The organism is Rhizobium sophorae (assembly GCF_013087515.1).
GTDB lineage: Bacteria > Pseudomonadota > Alphaproteobacteria > Rhizobiales > Rhizobiaceae > Rhizobium > Rhizobium sophorae.
Genome location: NZ_JABFCN010000045.1, coordinates 96,734 through 113,008 on the forward strand (window position 1 = coordinate 96,734; position 16,275 = coordinate 113,008).

The following is a 16,275-nucleotide window of genomic DNA, read 5'->3' on the forward strand; positions in this document are numbered from 1 at the left end:
TGTCCCGAGCATCTGCAGCCGGCTGATATGTAGCAGATCCTCGGCACAAGGCCGAGGATGACGGAGGGCGCGGTTTGCCGCTCACATCCCATTAAAAAAGAATAATTCGACGGCGGGGCTTCACTCCTTGTTATATGGAGCCCTATCTAGGGTGTAAGCGCACTCCTGAACGCATGCCCATTGGAGCCATACCATGACCACCGATCTCCTGACGCTTTTCGATGCCGACGAAGCCACGATGCGCAAGCATGTGGCCGAGGCTCTGTCCGGCGCCGATGACGGCGAGCTCTTTATTGAGCATGCGCAGGCGGAAGCACTAACCTTCGACAATGGCCGGCTCAAAGGCGGCAGCTTCAACACCGAACAGGGTTTCGGCCTGCGCGCCGTTGCCGGCGAAGCGGTCGGTTATGCCCATGCCGGCGATCTCTCGGTAGCGGCGCTGAAGCGGGCGGCCGATGCGGTCGGCGCGGTGACGCGCGGCTATTCCGGCTCCTATGCGGCCGCTCCCCAGGGCACCAACAAGAAATTCTACAGCGACGAGAACCCGATCGGCCAGCCGAGCTTCGAGGAGAAGGTCAAGGTCCTGCAGGACATCGACGCCTATCTCAGGGGCAAGGATGACAAGGTTCGGCAGGTAACGGCCTCGGTCGCCGCAAGCTGGCAGGTCGTCGATATCCTGCGCGCCGACGGACATCGTGTGCGCGACATCAGGCCGATGACGCGCATCAACATTTCCGTCATGGTCGGCGAAGGCGAGCGGCAGGAGAGCGGCTCCTACGGCAGCGGCGGGCGCATCGGCTTCGGCGACTTCATCGCCGAGGGCAGCTGGCAATACGGCGCCGACGAGGCGCTGCGCCAGGCGCTCGTCAATCTCGAGGCGATCGATGCGCCGGCGGGGACGATGGACGTCGTGCTCGGCTCCGGCTGGCCTGGCGTGATGCTGCATGAGGCTGTCGGTCACGGTCTGGAAGGCGATTTCAACCGCAAGAAGACCTCGGCCTTTGCCGGCCTTCTCGGCCAGATGGTCGCCGCTCCCGGCGTCACCGTCGTCGACGACGGCACGATCGACAATCGCCGCGGCTCGATCACCATCGACGACGAGGGCACGCCGTCTGCCTACAACGTGCTGATCGAGAACGGCAAGCTCGTCGGCTATATGCAGGATCGGCAGAATGCCCGGCTGATGGGCATGGCGCCCACCGGCAACGGCCGCCGCCAGGGCTATTCCCATGTGCCGATGCCGCGCATGACCAACACCTATATGCTCGGCGGCGACAAGACGCCTGAGGAAATCATCGCCTCGGTGAAGAAGGGCATCTATGCCGTCTCCTTCGGCGGCGGCCAGGTGGACATCACCTCCGGCAAGTTCGTCTTCGGCTGCACCGAGGCCTATCTGATCGAGAACGGCAAGGTCGGTGCAGCGATCAAGGGCGCGATGCTGATCGGCAACGGTCCGGATGCGATGAAGCGGGTGTCGATGATCGGCAACGACATGAAGCTCGATACCGGCATCGGCAATTGCGGCAAGGCCGGCCAATGGGTTCCCGTCGGCGTCGGCCAGCCGCATCTGCGCATGGATCAGGTGACGGTCGGCGGCACGCAGACCTGAGGTAGGAGGAATCGGCTGATGACGGACATCGAAATCAGAACCTTCACAGCCGATGACGCCGATGCCGTGCTTTCGGTGATCCTGCCGATCCAGCGCGAGGAATTCGGCATCTACATCACCGCCGATGAGCAGCCGGATCTCAGGGTCATCCCGGATTTCTATCAGTCCGGCAAGGGGCAGTTCTGGGTCGCCGTCAAAGACGGCGCCATCGTCGGCACGGTCGGGCTGAAGGATATCGGCAACAACCAGGCGGCGCTCCGCAAGATGTTCGTCTCAGCCGCGGTTCGCGGCCGCGAACATGGTGTGGCGGCCCTGCTCCTCGATCGGCTGCTTGCCCATGCCAGGGATGCCGGCCTCACCGATATCTTCCTCGGCACGACGGACAAGTTCGTCGCCGCGCATCGCTTCTACGAGAAGAACGGCTTTAGCGAGATCGCCAAAAGCGCCCTGCCCCGCTCCTTCCCGCTGATGGCGGTGGACAGCAAATTCTACCGTTATAAGGTCGGCTGACTTCACTTCGGGAAGATCATGATGCGGCTGATTTCGCGATGGCAGAATTCGGCGGGGGAACGGGTGCGGATCGCCCTCAACCTCAAGGGCATTGCCTACCGCTATGTGCCTGTGAGCTCGCTGGAGCCCGGCGAGTATCGCCGGCTCAATCCGCAGGGGCTGCTGCCAGCGCTCGATATTGGCGGCGGCCATGTCGTGCCGCAGTCGTCAGCGATCCTCTCCTATGTCGAGGAGACCTATCCCGATCCGAGCCTCCTGCCCGAGGATCCCGCACTGCGCGCCGAAGCGAGAGGTTTTGCCGCCCATATCGCTTCGGAAATGCACGCTCTGACAGTTCAGCGCGTCCGGCATTTCCTGCGCGATGACCTCGGCGCTGGCGAAGCGGAGGTGAAACGCTGGCTGGTGCACTGGCTGAGCCGTGGCTTTACCGCGCTCGAAGAGACGCTCGCGCAGCGTCAGAGCCCGTCACCCTTCTGTTTCGGCGATCGTCCGGGCTGGGCCGACCTGCATCTCATTCCGCAGATGAGCAATGCCCGCCGTCTCGGCCATGATCTGACGCCCTACCCTCTGCTGCTTGCGGTCGAGCAGCAGTGTGTGACGCTCGAAGCCTTCCGGACGGCAAGGCCGGAGGCGCAACCGGATTTTCCGGAGACGGACGGCCAAGCCGAAACTGCGTCATATTGAATATGCCATTCGCAAAAATCGCCCGCACTTTCGGCCGACATGCATCAGCTCTTCGGCACCTCCGCCGGCCGAAACAGCCACTTCCGTTCGATCGCGGCGGCAAGATCGAGATCGTTGTGACGGGCAAACAGCAGAAGATGGCCGAGAACGTCGGCGGTCTCGTCGGCGAGCTCACGCTGCATGTCTTCAGGAGAGCGGCCCTTCGCACGGCCGCGGCCGGTCAGCCGGTTCCATGCCTGGGTCAGTTCACCCATTTCCTCCTGCAGCTTCAGCAAGAACCAGTCGGCATCACGCTCGATGTTGTTGGCAGCGACGTGAACAGAGGATGAGATTTCGAACTGGTCGGCAAGACGACGCAACATGGGCGTTCTCCTTTTGTTTATGGAGGAGACGCTGATTCCCGATGCTTGTCCAGAGTGAATTGCCGCAGTGCCGGGGCGGCGATCAGCCGTGGTCCGGCAGCAGCATGCAGTCATAGGAGCGCTGCTTCAGCGCATCGCAGGCCGAGACGGCGGCATCCTTGCTGGCAAAACCGATGAAGCGGGCGCGATAGATCTTGTTGGCCCCCTGCCCAACCGCTTCGGTATAGGGCGAAGCGGAAACGAGCGGCGCGCCGCCTTCAGACTGGGCCTGGGCGAGAAGCGCACGCGCCGCATCGGCGCTGGGAGCGGCCGAGATCTGGATCTGCCAGTCGCCATCGGCCTTTTTCGCCGCGGTTTTCGATGTCTTGCCGGCGTTGAGGATCTCGTCCATCGCGACGGGACGCTCCAGCGGCACGACGGCGTCATCGGCATAGGCAAGGCTCTTTGCTGCGAGATCGTCGACTTGCCGTGGTGCAGTGAACGGCACCGGGACATCGGAAGCCTCGGCGGCGGACGCGACTTCGACGGGCTCTCTGGCGCCGACACTCGCCACCAGCTTTGCGCCGCCGGAAGACGAGGCGCGGCCGAGATAACGGTCGAGCAAACCAGCCATCTTGGCGTCGCGGCTGCGGGCGGTGCGGCCGCCGAGCACGACGCCGACCACGCGGCGGTTGCCGTCCCTGACGGCGCTGACGAGATTGAAGCCGGAGGCGTTGGTGTAACCGGTCTTGATGCCGTCCATGCCCTGGTAGCGGTACATGAGATTGTTGTGGCCGCGCACGGTGCGGCCGCGGAAATTGAAACTTGCCGCCGAAAACAGCCGGTATTCGTTCGGATAATTCTTCATCAGCGCGACGGCGAGCGTCGACATGTCCCGCGCCGTCGTGACCTGACGGCCATCCGGCAGGCCTGATGCGTTGACGAAGACGGTGCGGCTCATGCCGAGCTGGCGGGCTTTGGCCGTCATCACTCGGGCAAAGCCGCTTTCCGAGCCGGCGAGCTTCTCGCCCATGGCGGCGGCGGCATCATTGGCGGATTTGACGATCATGCCATAGACCGCCTCGCGCACGGTGATCGTGCCGCCGGCCTTGACGCCAAGCTTGGTCGGCGGGCGTGCGGCGGCGTATTTCGACATCTTGATCGGCGTATCCCAGGTGATCTTGCCGCGCTTCAGCGCCTCGAAGGTGAGATAGAGCGTCATCATCTTCGTCAGCGAGGCCGGATGGTTCAGCGTATCGGCGTTTTCGGAGGCGAGAACCTTACCGGTCCGGGCATCGAGGATCAGCGAAGCGCTGCCGGCAAGGGCCGCAAGCGGCGCCGAAACGGCAAGCGTTACGGTCAAAACAGCCGCCAAAAGCTTTCTCATGCACTTTCCCCTCATATGCTGGCCCCTCATACGCTGGCCCCTGATGCGCAGCCCGTGATGCGGGCTCTCGGTCAGACCGGCATTTGTGCCGTAATGTGACAGAAGCCGCAAGTTTGGCGCGACTTTGAGGCAACGCCTATCATTTTTCTAGTCTTTTCATCGTCTTGGTAAACAGGAAATGAAAGACCCGTGCCGGATCGGGATTCAGCAAGGCTTAAGTCGCACTTGCTAGTTTCCGGAAAAGGCAAGGGACGGGCGCCGCATGACGGGACAATTCAAGCGATTGGGCAAGCGACTGGCGATCGGCGCCGGGCTCGAGTTTTCCTGGCTGCTCGCGTCAGTCGGGCTGATGCGGCAAGCACGCGGGCGCGGCGTCGTCTTCACGCTGCATCATGTCCGCCCGCACCTGCCCCGGGCCTTCGAGCCGAATGCGCACCTTGAAATCACCCCCCGTTTTCTCGACGCGGCGCTGCGGCGGCTGCGGCGGGAGGGCTACCGCTTCGTGCCGCTCGATCAGGTGCCGGCGCTGCTGGCGGAGCCGGAAGGCGCAAAGCCCTTCGCGGCCTTCACGCTCGATGACGGGTACAGCAACAATATGGAACATGCGCTGCCGGTGTTCGAGCGGCATCAGGCGCCGTTCACGGTGTTCGTCGCCAAGGGTTTTGCCGAAGGCTCTCACAGCATCTGGTGGGAAACGCTCGCTGTCCTCCTGCGCCAGCCAAGCGAAATCTACTTCGATTTCGGCCGCGGCAGAGAGCGCCTGGCGCTCGACAGCCCGCAGCAGCAATGGCAAGCCTTCGACCGCTTTGCCGCCTACATCCACGGCTCCGACGAGGCGCGCGCCGTTGCCGCCATCGATCTGCTGGCGCGCGAAAACGGCATCGAGCCAACGGATATCGTCCGCGAACTGGTGATGGGGCCTGGCGAATTGCAATGGCTGGCGACACATCCGCTCGCGACGCTCGGCGCCCATACGATCAGCCATCGGGCGCTCGCCCGGCTGCCGGAAGCCGAAGCGCGAATCGAAATGCAGGTTTCGGCGGACTACGTCGAGGCGGCGACCGGCATCCGTCCCGGGACGATCGCCTATCCCTATGGCACGCCGGAGGCTGCGACCGCCCGCGAGGCACGCATCGCTCGCAATCTCGGTTTTACCCTCGCCGTCACCACGCAGCCCGGGCTGCCGTCAGCGCAATTGACCGGCTATCTCCCACGCATTTCGCTCAACGGCTTCTATCAGAAGCGACGCTACGTCTCGGCGCTCGCCTCCGGCATACCGCTGAAGCTGATGGGCAGGTAAGCCGCTACGGATACATCCGCACCTTGTCCCATTCGCCTTCCGGTGACGGGCGGCGGAATTCGACCCGGTCGTGCAAGCGAAATTTCTGGTCCTTCCAGAATTCGATCGAGGTCGGCCGGATGCGAAAGCCCGACCAGTGGGCCGGGCGCGGAATCTCGCCGATGGCATAGCGAGCGGTATATTCGGCCACCGCCTTTTCCAGCGCGAAACGGCTTTCGAGCGGACGGGATTGTTTAGAGGCCCAGGCGCCGATCCGGCTGCCGCGCGCCCGCGTCTTGAAATAGGCGTCCGCTTCGGCATCGGTGACGATCTCGACGGGGCCGCGCAGCCTTACCTGACGACGCAGGCTTTTCCAGTGAAAGCACATGGCCGCCTTTTTCTGGCCGAGAATTTCGCGGCCTTTCTGGCTCTCGAAATTGGTGTAAAAGACGAAACCGTCGTCGTCGAATCCCTTCAGGAGAACCATGCGGACATTGGGAAGACCATCCTCATCGACCGTTGCCAGCGCCACTGCATTGGGGTCATTAGGTTCGGAAGCCTCGGCTTCTTTCAGCCATTCGGCAAAGAGCTTGAAGGGCTCGCCACTTTCGGTAAAGTCACCGCTTGTTAACTCGTTTGCCGACATATTGGTTCAAATGCCCCGGATTATTCAAAACTCGCCCAGCTTTTGATAACTGGACAGGATGCAGGGTGGAAGTCATAGCAAAGTCATCTCGCCATACAAAGGGCCTGCGGCGACGCAGCCGCGCGTTCTTCGTCATCGGCGTCGCGATGTTGTCGCTGTCCGGCTGCGTCGGCGGCGGCATGGATTTCCTGAGTGAAGCCAAGGTCGACCGGTCGGTGGCAACCGGCACCGTGCCGCAGACGCCGCCGAGTACCGACACGCTTTCCGACGAAATGACCGTGCGCAACGCCGTGACCTCGGCCGATGTGCAAAGGCTCGAGGGCCAGCCGCTTCCCTGGGCGAACGCATCGACCGGCAGTGCCGGCGTCATCGATACGATCGTCGAGAATAACGAGTCCGGCCAGGTCTGCCGCCAGTTCCGCACGACCCGGCATTCCTATGTCGGCATCGCCAAATTCTACGGCAAGACCTGCCTGGTCGGCGGCGGCAACTGGCAGCTGTTAAGCTTCCAGCCGGAAAGTTGATCCGGCGGGAAAGCTGATCCGGCTCCTGCACAATTCCTAAAATGTCGCAGCGTCCCCTTCGCGTCCGAAAGGACGCGCAGCGCTGTCGCCAACAGGTTAACGCGCGACCGCTTTCTGCCGAATGCTTAGCAAAGAGCTAACCATTTACCGCGAAACACGCCACATCTCTGCGCAGAAATAACAGGTGATTAGCAACTCCGCCGCAGGATCGGCGTTGAGAGTGGCTGTTCCTGCCTTTGCGGCGGGTGGCGCCACACAGGTTTTATTGGACGGGGATGCCGGGCAAGGACGAGGCTTGCCGCATCGCAACACCGGCGGTTTTGATATGCGCGATCCTTACAAAATTCTGGGCGTCAGGCGCGACGCGGCAGCAGACGAGATCAAGGCGGCCTGGCGCAACATGGCCAAGGCGGCCCATCCCGACCACAATCAGGACGATCCGACGGCGACGGCCCGGTTCGCCGAGATCGGCCGCGCCTATGAAACCCTGAAGGACCCGCGCAAACGCAGCCTGTTCGACAATGCCGTGCGGATGGCCGAAGCCAAGAAGCACGAACAGACGATCATGCAGCAGCGCCAAGCCGCCCGCGAGGCGGCCGTGCGCGCCAAGGCGGCGCAGGCCAATGCCGAGCGCGTGATGGAAGAGCTGGCGCGCGCCGCCCAGAAGGCTGCCGCCGACGGCTCCAGGCAACAGGCAGGCTCCGCCGAGGCCGCCGACGAGATGGTGGATCGCATTTTCGGCGCCCAGGCCCGCGCGGCCGCCGGCGGCCAGGCGCAGGGTCGCGCCCAGCAGACGCAGTATCAGCAGGCCCAAAATCAGCAGACGCAAAACGCCCAGGGCGATGCCGGCAAGCGCATGGATGGCGATGCCGCCGAGGCCGACACCAAGGGCGACGAGGAAGCGAGCGAAGCTGGGGCAAATGCCGCCGCCAACCTGTCGCTGCCGCTCAGCATCCTGACAAACCTGGTGCGCCGTTTCACCGGCGCCAAGGATACCGGCCTCGAAAAAGCACCGGATGAGGTGACGACGGCGACGGTCACGATCGACGACGTGTTGAAGAGCGGCTGGATCACCGCGTCGCTGCCGGAGGGCCGCGAAATCGGCTTCGCCTTGCCGGCAGGCACGACCGATGGTCACGAGATCAGGCTCAAGGGACAGGGCTTCAAGCTGCCTGGCATGCAGCGCGGCGACGCCGTCATCAATATTCGCATCGCACCCGATCCGCGCTTTACGGTCGACGGCTTCGATCTGCACGCCGTGCTGCCGCTCAGCATCGAAAATGCCGTGCTCGGCACCGAGGCGCGTATCGAGGGACCGAGCGGGCCGCTGAACGTGACGATCCCCGCATGGTCCGGCTCGGACAAGACGATTAGAATTCCCGGCCAGGGATTGCCCCGCGAAGAGGGCGGCAGAGGCGATCTGGTCGTCGAATTGCGCATTATCCTGTGGGAAAAACCCGACGATAAAATCACCGATCTCATGCGGAGCATGCGCGAAGGCCTGTTCCTATGAAATTTTTATGACATTCGCACCCTTTATTACGATGCCTAACAGTTGATGATCCCGGCCAAGCTTGAACCGATTAACGGCCTATGCCATAGGCAGGATCGATCAGAATCCTAGGGAGCGAAATATGGCTCAAGCATCCGGCCTCATGGCAGGCAAACGCGGCGTCATCATGGGTGTCGCCAACAATCGTTCGATTGCGTGGGGTATTGCCAAGGCCATTCATGCGCAGGGTGGAGAAGTCGCGTTCACCTATCAGGGCGATGCGCTGAAGAAGCGCGTCGAGCCGCTCGCCGCCGAAATCGGCGCGACGCTCGTCGGCCACTGTGACGTCGCCGACGAAGCCACCATCGACGAGGTTTTCGAAAACGTCGAAAAGCTCTGGGGCAAGATCGATTTCCTCGTGCATGCGATCGGCTTTTCCGACAAGGACGAGCTGACCGGCCGCTACGTCGACACCTCGGCCGACAATTTCACCAAGACGATGCAGATCTCCGTCTATTCCTTCACCTCGGTCGCACGCCGCGCCGAGAAGCTGATGACGGATGGCGGTGCCATGCTGACGCTGACCTATTACGGCGCCGAAAAGGTGATGCCGAACTATAACGTCATGGGTGTCGCCAAGGCCGCGCTCGAAGCGAGCGTCAAGTACCTCGCCGTCGACCTTGGACCGCAGAACATCCGCGTCAACGCCATCTCGGCCGGACCGATCAAGACGCTTGCCGCCTCCGGCATCGGCGATTTCCGCTATATTCTGAAGTGGAACGAATATAACGCGCCGCTGCGCCGCACCGTCACCATCGAGGAAGTCGGCGATGTCGGCCTCTACCTCCTGTCGGACCTGTCGCGCTCCGTCACCGGCGAAGTGCACCATGCCGACAGCGGTTATCATGTCATCGGCATGAAGGCGGTCGACGCGCCCGACATTTCCGTTGTCAAGGACTGATTTCTCCATAGGGATGCGAGACCGTGCTTATCTACGTGATCAGACACGGCCAGACCGACTGGAATGCGGAGCGCCGTCTGCAGGGTCAGAAGGATATTCCGATGAATGCCACGGGCCTGGAACAGGCCCGGCAGAACGGCATCGCACTGGCGGAGATTCTCGGCGATAGAACCGACGAATTCGATTTCGTCGCAAGCCCGCTCGGGCGCACGCGCGCGACGATGGAAATCATGCGCGCTGCCATGGGCCTGCCGCCGCTTGCCTATCGCACTGATCCGAGATTGGTGGAAATTTCCTTCGGCGACTGGGAAGGCTCGACGATCAAGGAGCTGAAGGCGACGCAGCGCGAGCGGGTGGCGGAACGCAACGCCTCGAAATGGGATTTCATCCCGCCCGGCGATGACGCGGAAAGCTACGAAATCCTCTCCTGGCGCACCGGCTCATGGCTGAACTCTGTCGATCGTCCGACGGTCTGCGTGACCCATGGTGGCGTCATCCGCACGCTTTTCCAGACGATTGCCGACCTGCCGAAGAGCAGTGCCGCGGAAGGCGCGATCCCGCAGGACCGAATAGCCAGGATCGATACCGCAGAGCGGACGATTGCCTGGCTGTAGGCATTGCCAAGCCCGCCCCTTCTCCGCTGCCTATTTAACGATATCGAGATCGTTGATGACACGCTTGCCGTCGACCTCGGTATAGAAGACGATCACCTTCACGCCGGCTTCGAGGCCGTCGAAATTGAATTCCTCGGGCGCCTGATAGGTTTTGCCGTCATCGAGCGTCAGCACGAGGTTGGCCGTGTCGACCTTCTTGATCGTCGCCTCGACATCGGCACTCTCGGCAAATCCGCTCATCGGTGACAGGAAGCTGGCTGTTGCCAAAAGCGTGGCGACGACGAAACGCATGGCGACAATCCTTCTAAGACGCTGCACGAGAAAATGACAGGCCACAGATAAGCTCCTGAATATGGCGAAAATTGCCCGTAAGAATGGCTTTTCCCGCCCAATTGATGAATAGGATTTTAAATATATTCAAGATGGTGCGTTAGTCCGCGGTTTTTCCCGTCCCGCGATCTTTCGGCATCGCCGGCGGGCAATCGTAAATTAACCCGCGCGCCCTACAGTTGCTCGTCAACATGGGGGTTTCATTTTGTTATCCAGGCTCAGCGACAGCAAGCAGTTGCGGCGCGTGTTGAAGAATAGCCGCGTCTCGTTTCTGGTTTCGTCGCTTGTCGCCCTCGTCGTCATCATGGTCGGCCTCGGGCTCGACCAGGCCAATACTGCGTCTTATGTGCGCGAACTTCATATCCGCACCGAAAACGAGACGAACCTCATCCGCGCCCGGGTCATGGCCGAGATCAATATGGACCTCAGCGTCGTGCGCGACCTGACGAACCTGATCTCCGTCAGCGCGGCAAATGGAGAGGAAATGGAGCGCCAGATCAACTGGCTGCTGATCCAGAACCCGTCTTTCATTCATATCGCCGTCGCGCCTGATTTCATCATCCGCGACATCCACCCACCGCAATCCGGCAATGAGCGGATCGGCCGCGACGTGCGCGAGGCTCTCTTCTTTCGCAAGGCGATGACCGGCGCGACCAGCAACCAGTCAGCGCGCTTCTACGGCCCGATCAGCACCGACGGCCGGGACGCCTTTGCCATCTTCTTCCCGGTTTACGTCAAGGAGAATGGCCAGCGGCGGATCTGGGGGGCGGTCGAAGTCGCCATCGATCAGACCATGTTCTACCAGGCGACCGGGCTGATGCCGGCACGCGACCGGGAAAATCAGGAGCGTTATCCGCATCTCGGCCATCTTTCGATCGCCATTCGCGATATCGGCTCGCCGACCGCCGCCAAAGCTCCTCCCCCCGCACCGTTCTTCGGGTCCTCCGATATCGATGGCAAGGATCCGATGCGCCAGAAGATCGGTTTTGCCGGCGGCCAGTGGGAGCTTTCCGCTGTCCCGAACAGCGGCTGGAACGCGATACCCGAAAACCGCACCGAGCTGCGCCTGATCATCGTTGCCGCCGGCTTCATCATCATCGTGCCGATCTTCTTCGCCACCCTTCTGCTCGGCGAGCGCAATCGCAATATTACCGCGCTGGAGACGCGCGAGGCAAAATTGCTGGAACTGTCGCAGCGGCTCAACCTGGCGCTGGAATCCTCCAATATCGGCATCTGGGAGCTGGAGGATGATTCGAGCAGCCTGCTCTGGGACGCGCGCGCTGCAGCCCTGCACGGCAAAGCGGCGGCAGAAGGAAGCCGGGCGCTCGACGAATGGCTGGCGGCGGTCCTGCCCGAGGATCGTGAAACCGCCGAAGTGCATTTCTTCAGCTGCAGCATTGCCGGTGCCGCCTGCACGGCGCAGTACCGCATCCTGCTTGGCGACGGCGGCATCCGGCACCTGCGCTCGGTCGGCGCCTTCTATACGGATGCCGGCGGCGTCGGCAAGACGATCGGCATCGTCTGGGACGTGACCGCCGATGCGGTGACCACCGACACGCTGCGCAAGGCCAAGGATATGAGCGAGGTCAAGAATGCCGAACTGGAGCTGGCGCTTGAAGAGCTGTCGAGCCGCGAGGGGCAGCTCGCCGAGCTTTCCAGCCGGCTCGACCTGGCGCTCGATTCCTATCAGTGCGGCATATGGGAGGCTCGGCCGGGCCTCGGCGGCTCGATCTGGAACGAGCGGATGCACGAGCTCTATGGCCTTGCGCCGCGCAACGGCTTCATGACCGAAGAGACCTGGCTAAGCTGCATCCACCCCGAGGACCGGAGCCTGGCGCTCGAAAGCGCGCGCCACTTCAAGCGCAACGGCGACACGCACACTCTCGTATGCCGGGTGATCGTCGACGACGGCTCGGTGCGCTATGTGCGCTCGGTCGGCAAGGTCCACCAGACGGGGACCGGCGAGATGAAGATCATGGGCATCGCCTTCGACGCCACCGAAGACGTGCTGATGACGATCCGGCTGAAGGCGGCCAAGGACGAGGCGGTCGCCAAGAATATCGAACTCGAGCTTGTCAAGAACAGGATCGAGCACAATTCGCTGCACGACCCGCTGACCGCACTCGCCAATCGCCGCAAGCTCGACATTGCGCTCGAAAATCTCACCCAGGACGGCCGTCAGCAGCGGCAGAAATTCTCGATCCTGCATATCGATCTCGACCGCTTCAAGGATATCAACGACACGCTCGGCCATGCCGCCGGCGATGCGATGCTGGTGCACGCCTCGAAAGTGCTCGCCAAGAACGTCCGCGGCAGCGACATCGTCGCGCGCATCGGCGGCGACGAATTCGTCATCCTCGCCCTCGACGTCGGCGACAAGGAGATGGCGCAGCTTTCGACGCGGATCATCGAGGAGATGCGCCAGCCGATCGATTTCCAGGGTTTTTCCTGCCGCTGCGGCGTGTCGATCGGTATCGCGCTCGCCAACGGCATCCATGTCGATGCGCGCAAGGTACTGATCAATGCCGACATCGCGCTCTATCGCGCGAAAAGCATGGGCCGCAACCGCTTCGAATTTTTCAATCACAATCTTCAGGCTGATATCATCAATACCAAGCGCACGGCCGACGAGATCCTCGCCGGCATCGACAATGGCGAATTCACCGCCTGGTATCAGCCGCAATTCTGCGCCCGGACGATGGAGCTCACCGGTGTCGAGGCGCTGGTCCGCTGGAAGCATCCGTCCAAAGGGCTGCTGACACCCGACAAATTCCTGCGCATCGCCGACGAGATCAATGTCGTGCAGATGCTCGACCGGATCGTGCTGGAAACGGCGCTGCGCGACAAGATGCGCTGGACCGCTCGCGGCATTGCCGTGCCCAAGGTCTCGGTGAATGTTTCGGCGCGGCGACTGCATGACGGCAGCCTGTTGGAATCGCTCGCCGATCTGCATATCCGTCCCGGCGAAATCTCCTTCGAACTGGTGGAATCGATCTTCCTCGACGAGAGCGAGGACGTCGTCTCGCAGAATCTCGAGCGCATCAAGGCGCTCGGCATCGATATCGAGATCGACGATTTCGGCACCGGCCACACCTCGATCGTCAGCCTGTTGAAGCTGAAGCCGAAGCGGCTGAAGATCGATCGCCAGCTGGTGCAGCCGATCGTCAATGCCTCGCAGGAGCGGGCGCTCGTCCGCTCGATCATCGAAATCGCCCGCTCGCTCGGCGTCGAGACGGTGGCCGAAGGGGTGGAGACGGCGGCGCATGCCGCACTGCTGCGCGATCTCGGCTGCGACATCCTGCAGGGCTACGCCTTCTCGCGGCCGCTCTCCTTCGACGATTTCACCAACGAGGCGACCGGGACGGGGTGGCGGCTGGCGTCCTGATCGCCGCCTGCCGATCGGCCTCGCCCTCACCTCTCCCCGCCTGCGCAGAGAGAATGGCGGCAAGATGCGTCGCCCGTCCCTGGCAACGAACGGAAACAGCATTTCCTGAGCTGCCGGTTTGGCGCAAAGAAAGGCTTTTGCCTCGGCGGTTTTTTGGCCTATGAGTGTCGCGCCTTTTCAAGCAATGGCGCGGCCGGCAGCGATCGGCTTCGGCGCGCCACCGGTCGGAACACATGTCGCACAATACATTCGGTCACCTTTTCCGCGTAACAACCTGGGGCGAAAGCCATGGTCCGGCGCTCGGCTGCGTCGTCGACGGTTGCCCTCCGGGGCTCAGCTTCAAGCTCGAGGAACTGCAGGTCTGGCTCGACAAGCGCAAGCCCGGACAATCCCGCTTCGTGACGCAGCGGCGCGAGGACGATCTGGTGAAGGTGCTGTCCGGCGTCATGCTGGACACCGACGGCGAGACGATGACGACCACCGGCACGCCGATCTCGATGCTGATCGAAAACACCGACCAGCGCTCCAAGGATTACGGCGAGATCGCCCGGCAATATCGCCCCGGCCATGCCGATTACACCTATGACCTCAAATACGGCATTCGCGACTATCGCGGCGGCGGCCGTTCCTCGGCGCGCGAGACCGCCGCACGCGTTGCCGCCGGCGGCATCGCCCGCCTTGTCGTGCCTGGCGTCACCGTACGCGGCGCGCTGGTGCAGATCGGCAAACACAAGATCGACCGCCGCAACTGGGACTGGGACCAGGTCGGGCAGAACCCGTTCTTCTCGCCCGATGCCGCAATCGTCCCGGTCTGGGAGGAATATCTCGACGGCATCCGCAAGAACGGCTCCTCGATCGGCGCGGTCATCGAAGTGATCGCCGAAGGTGTGCCGGCCGGCCTCGGCGCGCCGATCTATGCCAAGCTCGACCAGGATATCGCCTCGCTGCTGATGTCGATCAACGCCGTCAAGGGCGTCGAAATCGGCAATGGTTTTGCCGCCGCCGAAACCTCAGGCGAAGACAATGCCGACGAGATGCGCATGGGCAATGACGGCACGCCGATCTTCCTTTCCAACAATGCTGGCGGTATTCTCGGCGGCATCTCCACCGGGCAGCCGGTGGTGGCGCGTTTTGCCGTCAAGCCGACCTCGTCGATCCTGACCGAACGCCAGTCGATCGATGCGGAGGGCAAGAATGTCGATATCCGCACCAAGGGCCGGCACGATCCCTGCGTCGGCATCCGCGCCGTGCCGATCGGCGAGGCGATGGTCGCCTGCGCCATCGCTGACCATTATCTTCGCGACCGCGGCCAGACCGGCCGTCTGAAATAGGAGCGCTCTCCCATGTCTTATGATCAGAAGCGCGTCGTCGACGCCATAAGGGCCTTCGAGGCCGGCGAGATCGTCGTCGTCATGGACGACAATGACCGCGAGAACGAAGGCGACCTGATCGTCGCCGCCGTGCATTGCACGCCGGAGAAGATGGCCTTCATCGTGCGCCACACCTCCGGCATCGTCTGCGCGCCGATGCCGAAGGAAGAGGCCAAACGCCTCAACCTCAACGCCATGGTGGCGGAAAACGATTCGGCCCACACCACGGCCTTCACCGTCTCGGTCGATTTCAAGCACGGCACGACGACCGGCATCTCCGCCGACGACCGGACGCTGACGGTGCGCAACCTCGCCAATCCGAATGTCGGCGCTTCCGATTTCGTCCGTCCCGGCCACATCTTCCCGCTGGTTTCCCGCGAAGGCGGCGTGCTGATGCGCTCGGGCCATACCGAAGCGGCCGTCGACCTCTGCAAGCTCGCCGGCCTGCCGCTGATCGGCGTCATCTCAGAACTGGTCAACGACGACGGCACGGTGACGCGCGGCCCGCAGGTGGTGGACTTTGCCGAACAGCACGGGCTGAAGCTCGTCTCCGTCGCCGACCTCATCGCCTATCGCCAGCGCAAGGAAACGCTGATCGAACTCGGCACCAGTTTCGACATCGAGACGCCTTTCGGCAATGCCAAGGCCCATACCTATTCTCTGCCCTGGGACCCGATGCAGCATCTCGCCGTCGTCTTCGGCGACATCCGCGACGGCGTCGACATCCCGGTGCGCCTGCATCCGGAGAATGTCGCCGAGGATCTCTTCGGCAAGAACAGCCCGGTCGATTTCTACATGAAGAAGATTGCCGAGCAAGGCCGCGGCGTCATCGTCTATCTGCGCGAAGGCTCGGTCGGCGTCGGCCACCACGACAACGGCCGCAAGGCCCGCAACCAGGGCCGAGAAGCCCATGCCGAAGCCCAGACGCGCGACAGCGAATGGCTGGAAATCGGCCTCGGCGCCCAGATCCTCAAAGACCTCGGCGTCAGCTCGATCAAGCTGCTCACCAGCCGCGAGCGCCACTATGTCGGCCTCGAAGGTTTCGGCATCAAGATCAGCACGACGGAGATCTGCTGAGGGCTCCTACCCTTCTTTCCAGCGGGGTCCGAAGGACGGGTTGAGACCCGTGGCTCAACCGCGGTC

The 16,275-nt window shown here is 62.6% G+C and carries 15 protein-coding genes; 11 read left to right on the forward strand and 4 right to left on the reverse strand.

Annotated elements, in window-relative coordinates; translation table 11 throughout:
* Positions 1-193: 193 nt before the first annotated feature.
* The 3 genes from tldD to maiA are packed head-to-tail and all read left to right on the forward strand — an operon-like array spanning position 194 to position 2,803.
* Positions 194-1,609 (forward strand): metalloprotease TldD, encoded by a 1,416-nt coding sequence (gene tldD, locus G9X64_RS23320; protein WP_168310989.1) that lies wholly within the window; start codon positions 194-196, stop codon positions 1,607-1,609.
* Between the two features lie 18 nt (positions 1,610-1,627).
* A complete protein-coding gene (locus tag G9X64_RS23325; RefSeq protein ID WP_168310990.1) occupies positions 1,628-2,119 on the forward strand; it encodes a GNAT family N-acetyltransferase in 492 nt (163 codons plus the stop codon).
* Positions 2,120-2,137: 18 nt separating this feature from the next.
* A complete protein-coding gene (gene maiA, locus G9X64_RS23330) occupies positions 2,138-2,803 on the forward strand; it encodes a maleylacetoacetate isomerase (RefSeq protein ID WP_246271013.1) in 666 nt (221 codons plus the stop codon).
* Between the two features lie 44 nt (positions 2,804-2,847).
* Here maiA and G9X64_RS23335 read toward each other — a convergent pair whose 3' ends face one another.
* Complete coding sequence (locus G9X64_RS23335) at positions 2,848-3,165, reverse strand: nucleoside triphosphate pyrophosphohydrolase family protein (protein WP_168310991.1); 318 nt, start codon at positions 3,163-3,165, stop codon at positions 2,848-2,850.
* 82 nt (positions 3,166-3,247) lie between these two features.
* The gene (locus G9X64_RS23340) at positions 3,248-4,531 is read right to left on the reverse strand and encodes a D-alanyl-D-alanine carboxypeptidase family protein (protein ID WP_168310992.1); all 1,284 of its coding nucleotides are present in this window, start codon (positions 4,529-4,531) and stop codon (positions 3,248-3,250) included.
* Positions 4,532-4,793: 262 nt separating this feature from the next.
* Here G9X64_RS23340 and G9X64_RS23345 point away from each other — a divergent pair, with 262 nt between their 5' ends.
* Positions 4,794-5,831, forward strand: a complete 1,038-nt coding sequence (locus tag G9X64_RS23345) for a polysaccharide deacetylase family protein (RefSeq protein ID WP_168310993.1) — start codon at positions 4,794-4,796, stop codon at positions 5,829-5,831.
* 4 nt (positions 5,832-5,835) lie between these two features.
* Here the strand turns inward: G9X64_RS23345 and pdxH are convergent, their stop codons facing one another.
* Entirely contained in the window at positions 5,836-6,456 is a 621-nt protein-coding gene (gene pdxH, locus G9X64_RS23350) for a pyridoxamine 5'-phosphate oxidase (protein ID WP_028742776.1), read from the reverse strand.
* Positions 6,457-6,521: 65 nt separating this feature from the next.
* Here pdxH and G9X64_RS23355 point away from each other — a divergent pair, with 65 nt between their 5' ends.
* The 4 genes from G9X64_RS23355 (at position 6,522) to G9X64_RS23370 (ending at position 10,047) form a co-directional block, all read left to right on the forward strand.
* A complete protein-coding gene (locus G9X64_RS23355; protein WP_062943894.1) occupies positions 6,522-6,980 on the forward strand; it encodes an RT0821/Lpp0805 family surface protein in 459 nt (152 codons plus the stop codon).
* Positions 6,981-7,275: 295 nt separating this feature from the next.
* Positions 7,276-8,493: a J domain-containing protein gene (locus tag G9X64_RS23360; protein WP_171377448.1), complete on the forward strand. Its 1,218-nt coding sequence runs from the start codon at positions 7,276-7,278 to the stop codon at positions 8,491-8,493.
* A gap of 121 nt (positions 8,494-8,614) precedes the next feature.
* Positions 8,615-9,433: an enoyl-ACP reductase FabI gene (fabI, locus tag G9X64_RS23365; RefSeq protein ID WP_168310995.1), complete on the forward strand. Its 819-nt coding sequence runs from the start codon at positions 8,615-8,617 to the stop codon at positions 9,431-9,433.
* A 23-nt stretch (positions 9,434-9,456) separates the two neighbouring features.
* Positions 9,457-10,047 (forward strand): histidine phosphatase family protein, encoded by a 591-nt coding sequence (locus tag G9X64_RS23370; RefSeq protein ID WP_168310996.1) that lies wholly within the window; start codon positions 9,457-9,459, stop codon positions 10,045-10,047.
* A 30-nt stretch (positions 10,048-10,077) separates the two neighbouring features.
* Here the strand turns inward: G9X64_RS23370 and G9X64_RS23375 are convergent, their stop codons facing one another.
* Entirely contained in the window at positions 10,078-10,338 is a 261-nt protein-coding gene (locus G9X64_RS23375) for a DUF1344 domain-containing protein (RefSeq protein ID WP_003569889.1), read from the reverse strand.
* Between the two features lie 244 nt (positions 10,339-10,582).
* On the opposite strand from G9X64_RS23375, the gene G9X64_RS23380 reads away from it, so the two are divergent.
* From G9X64_RS23380 to ribB, 3 genes are all read left to right on the forward strand, one after another.
* The gene (locus tag G9X64_RS23380; RefSeq protein ID WP_168310997.1) at positions 10,583-13,762 is read left to right on the forward strand and encodes a bifunctional diguanylate cyclase/phosphodiesterase; all 3,180 of its coding nucleotides are present in this window, start codon (positions 10,583-10,585) and stop codon (positions 13,760-13,762) included.
* Between the two features lie 233 nt (positions 13,763-13,995).
* Entirely contained in the window at positions 13,996-15,093 is a 1,098-nt protein-coding gene (gene aroC, locus G9X64_RS23385) for a chorismate synthase (protein ID WP_168310998.1), read from the forward strand.
* Positions 15,094-15,105: 12 nt separating this feature from the next.
* Complete coding sequence (gene ribB, locus G9X64_RS23390; protein ID WP_171377449.1) at positions 15,106-16,209, forward strand: 3,4-dihydroxy-2-butanone-4-phosphate synthase; 1,104 nt, start codon at positions 15,106-15,108, stop codon at positions 16,207-16,209.
* Positions 16,210-16,275 lie beyond the last annotated feature (66 nt).

What these genes read in the sequence shown, in the direction of transcription:
- tldD (WP_168310989.1), top strand. Translation starts at nt 194, where the DNA reads ATGACCACCGATCTCCTGACGCTTTTCGATGCCGACGAAGCCACGATG.
- G9X64_RS23325 (WP_168310990.1), top strand. Translation starts at nt 1,628, where the DNA reads ATGACGGACATCGAAATCAGAACCTTCACAGCCGATGACGCCGATGCC.
- maiA (WP_246271013.1), top strand. Translation starts at nt 2,138, where the DNA reads ATGATGCGGCTGATTTCGCGATGGCAGAATTCGGCGGGGGAACGGGTG.
- G9X64_RS23335 (WP_168310991.1), bottom strand. Translation starts at nt 3,165, where the DNA reads ATGTTGCGTCGTCTTGCCGACCAGTTCGAAATCTCATCCTCTGTTCAC.
- G9X64_RS23340 (WP_168310992.1), bottom strand. Translation starts at nt 4,531, where the DNA reads ATGAGAAAGCTTTTGGCGGCTGTTTTGACCGTAACGCTTGCCGTTTCG.
- G9X64_RS23345 (WP_168310993.1), top strand. Translation starts at nt 4,794, where the DNA reads ATGACGGGACAATTCAAGCGATTGGGCAAGCGACTGGCGATCGGCGCC.
- pdxH (WP_028742776.1), bottom strand. Translation starts at nt 6,456, where the DNA reads ATGTCGGCAAACGAGTTAACAAGCGGTGACTTTACCGAAAGTGGCGAG.
- fabI (WP_168310995.1), top strand. Translation starts at nt 8,615, where the DNA reads ATGGCTCAAGCATCCGGCCTCATGGCAGGCAAACGCGGCGTCATCATG.
- G9X64_RS23375 (WP_003569889.1), bottom strand. Translation starts at nt 10,338, where the DNA reads ATGCGTTTCGTCGTCGCCACGCTTTTGGCAACAGCCAGCTTCCTGTCA.
- aroC (WP_168310998.1), top strand. Translation starts at nt 13,996, where the DNA reads ATGTCGCACAATACATTCGGTCACCTTTTCCGCGTAACAACCTGGGGC.
- ribB (WP_171377449.1), top strand. Translation starts at nt 15,106, where the DNA reads ATGTCTTATGATCAGAAGCGCGTCGTCGACGCCATAAGGGCCTTCGAG.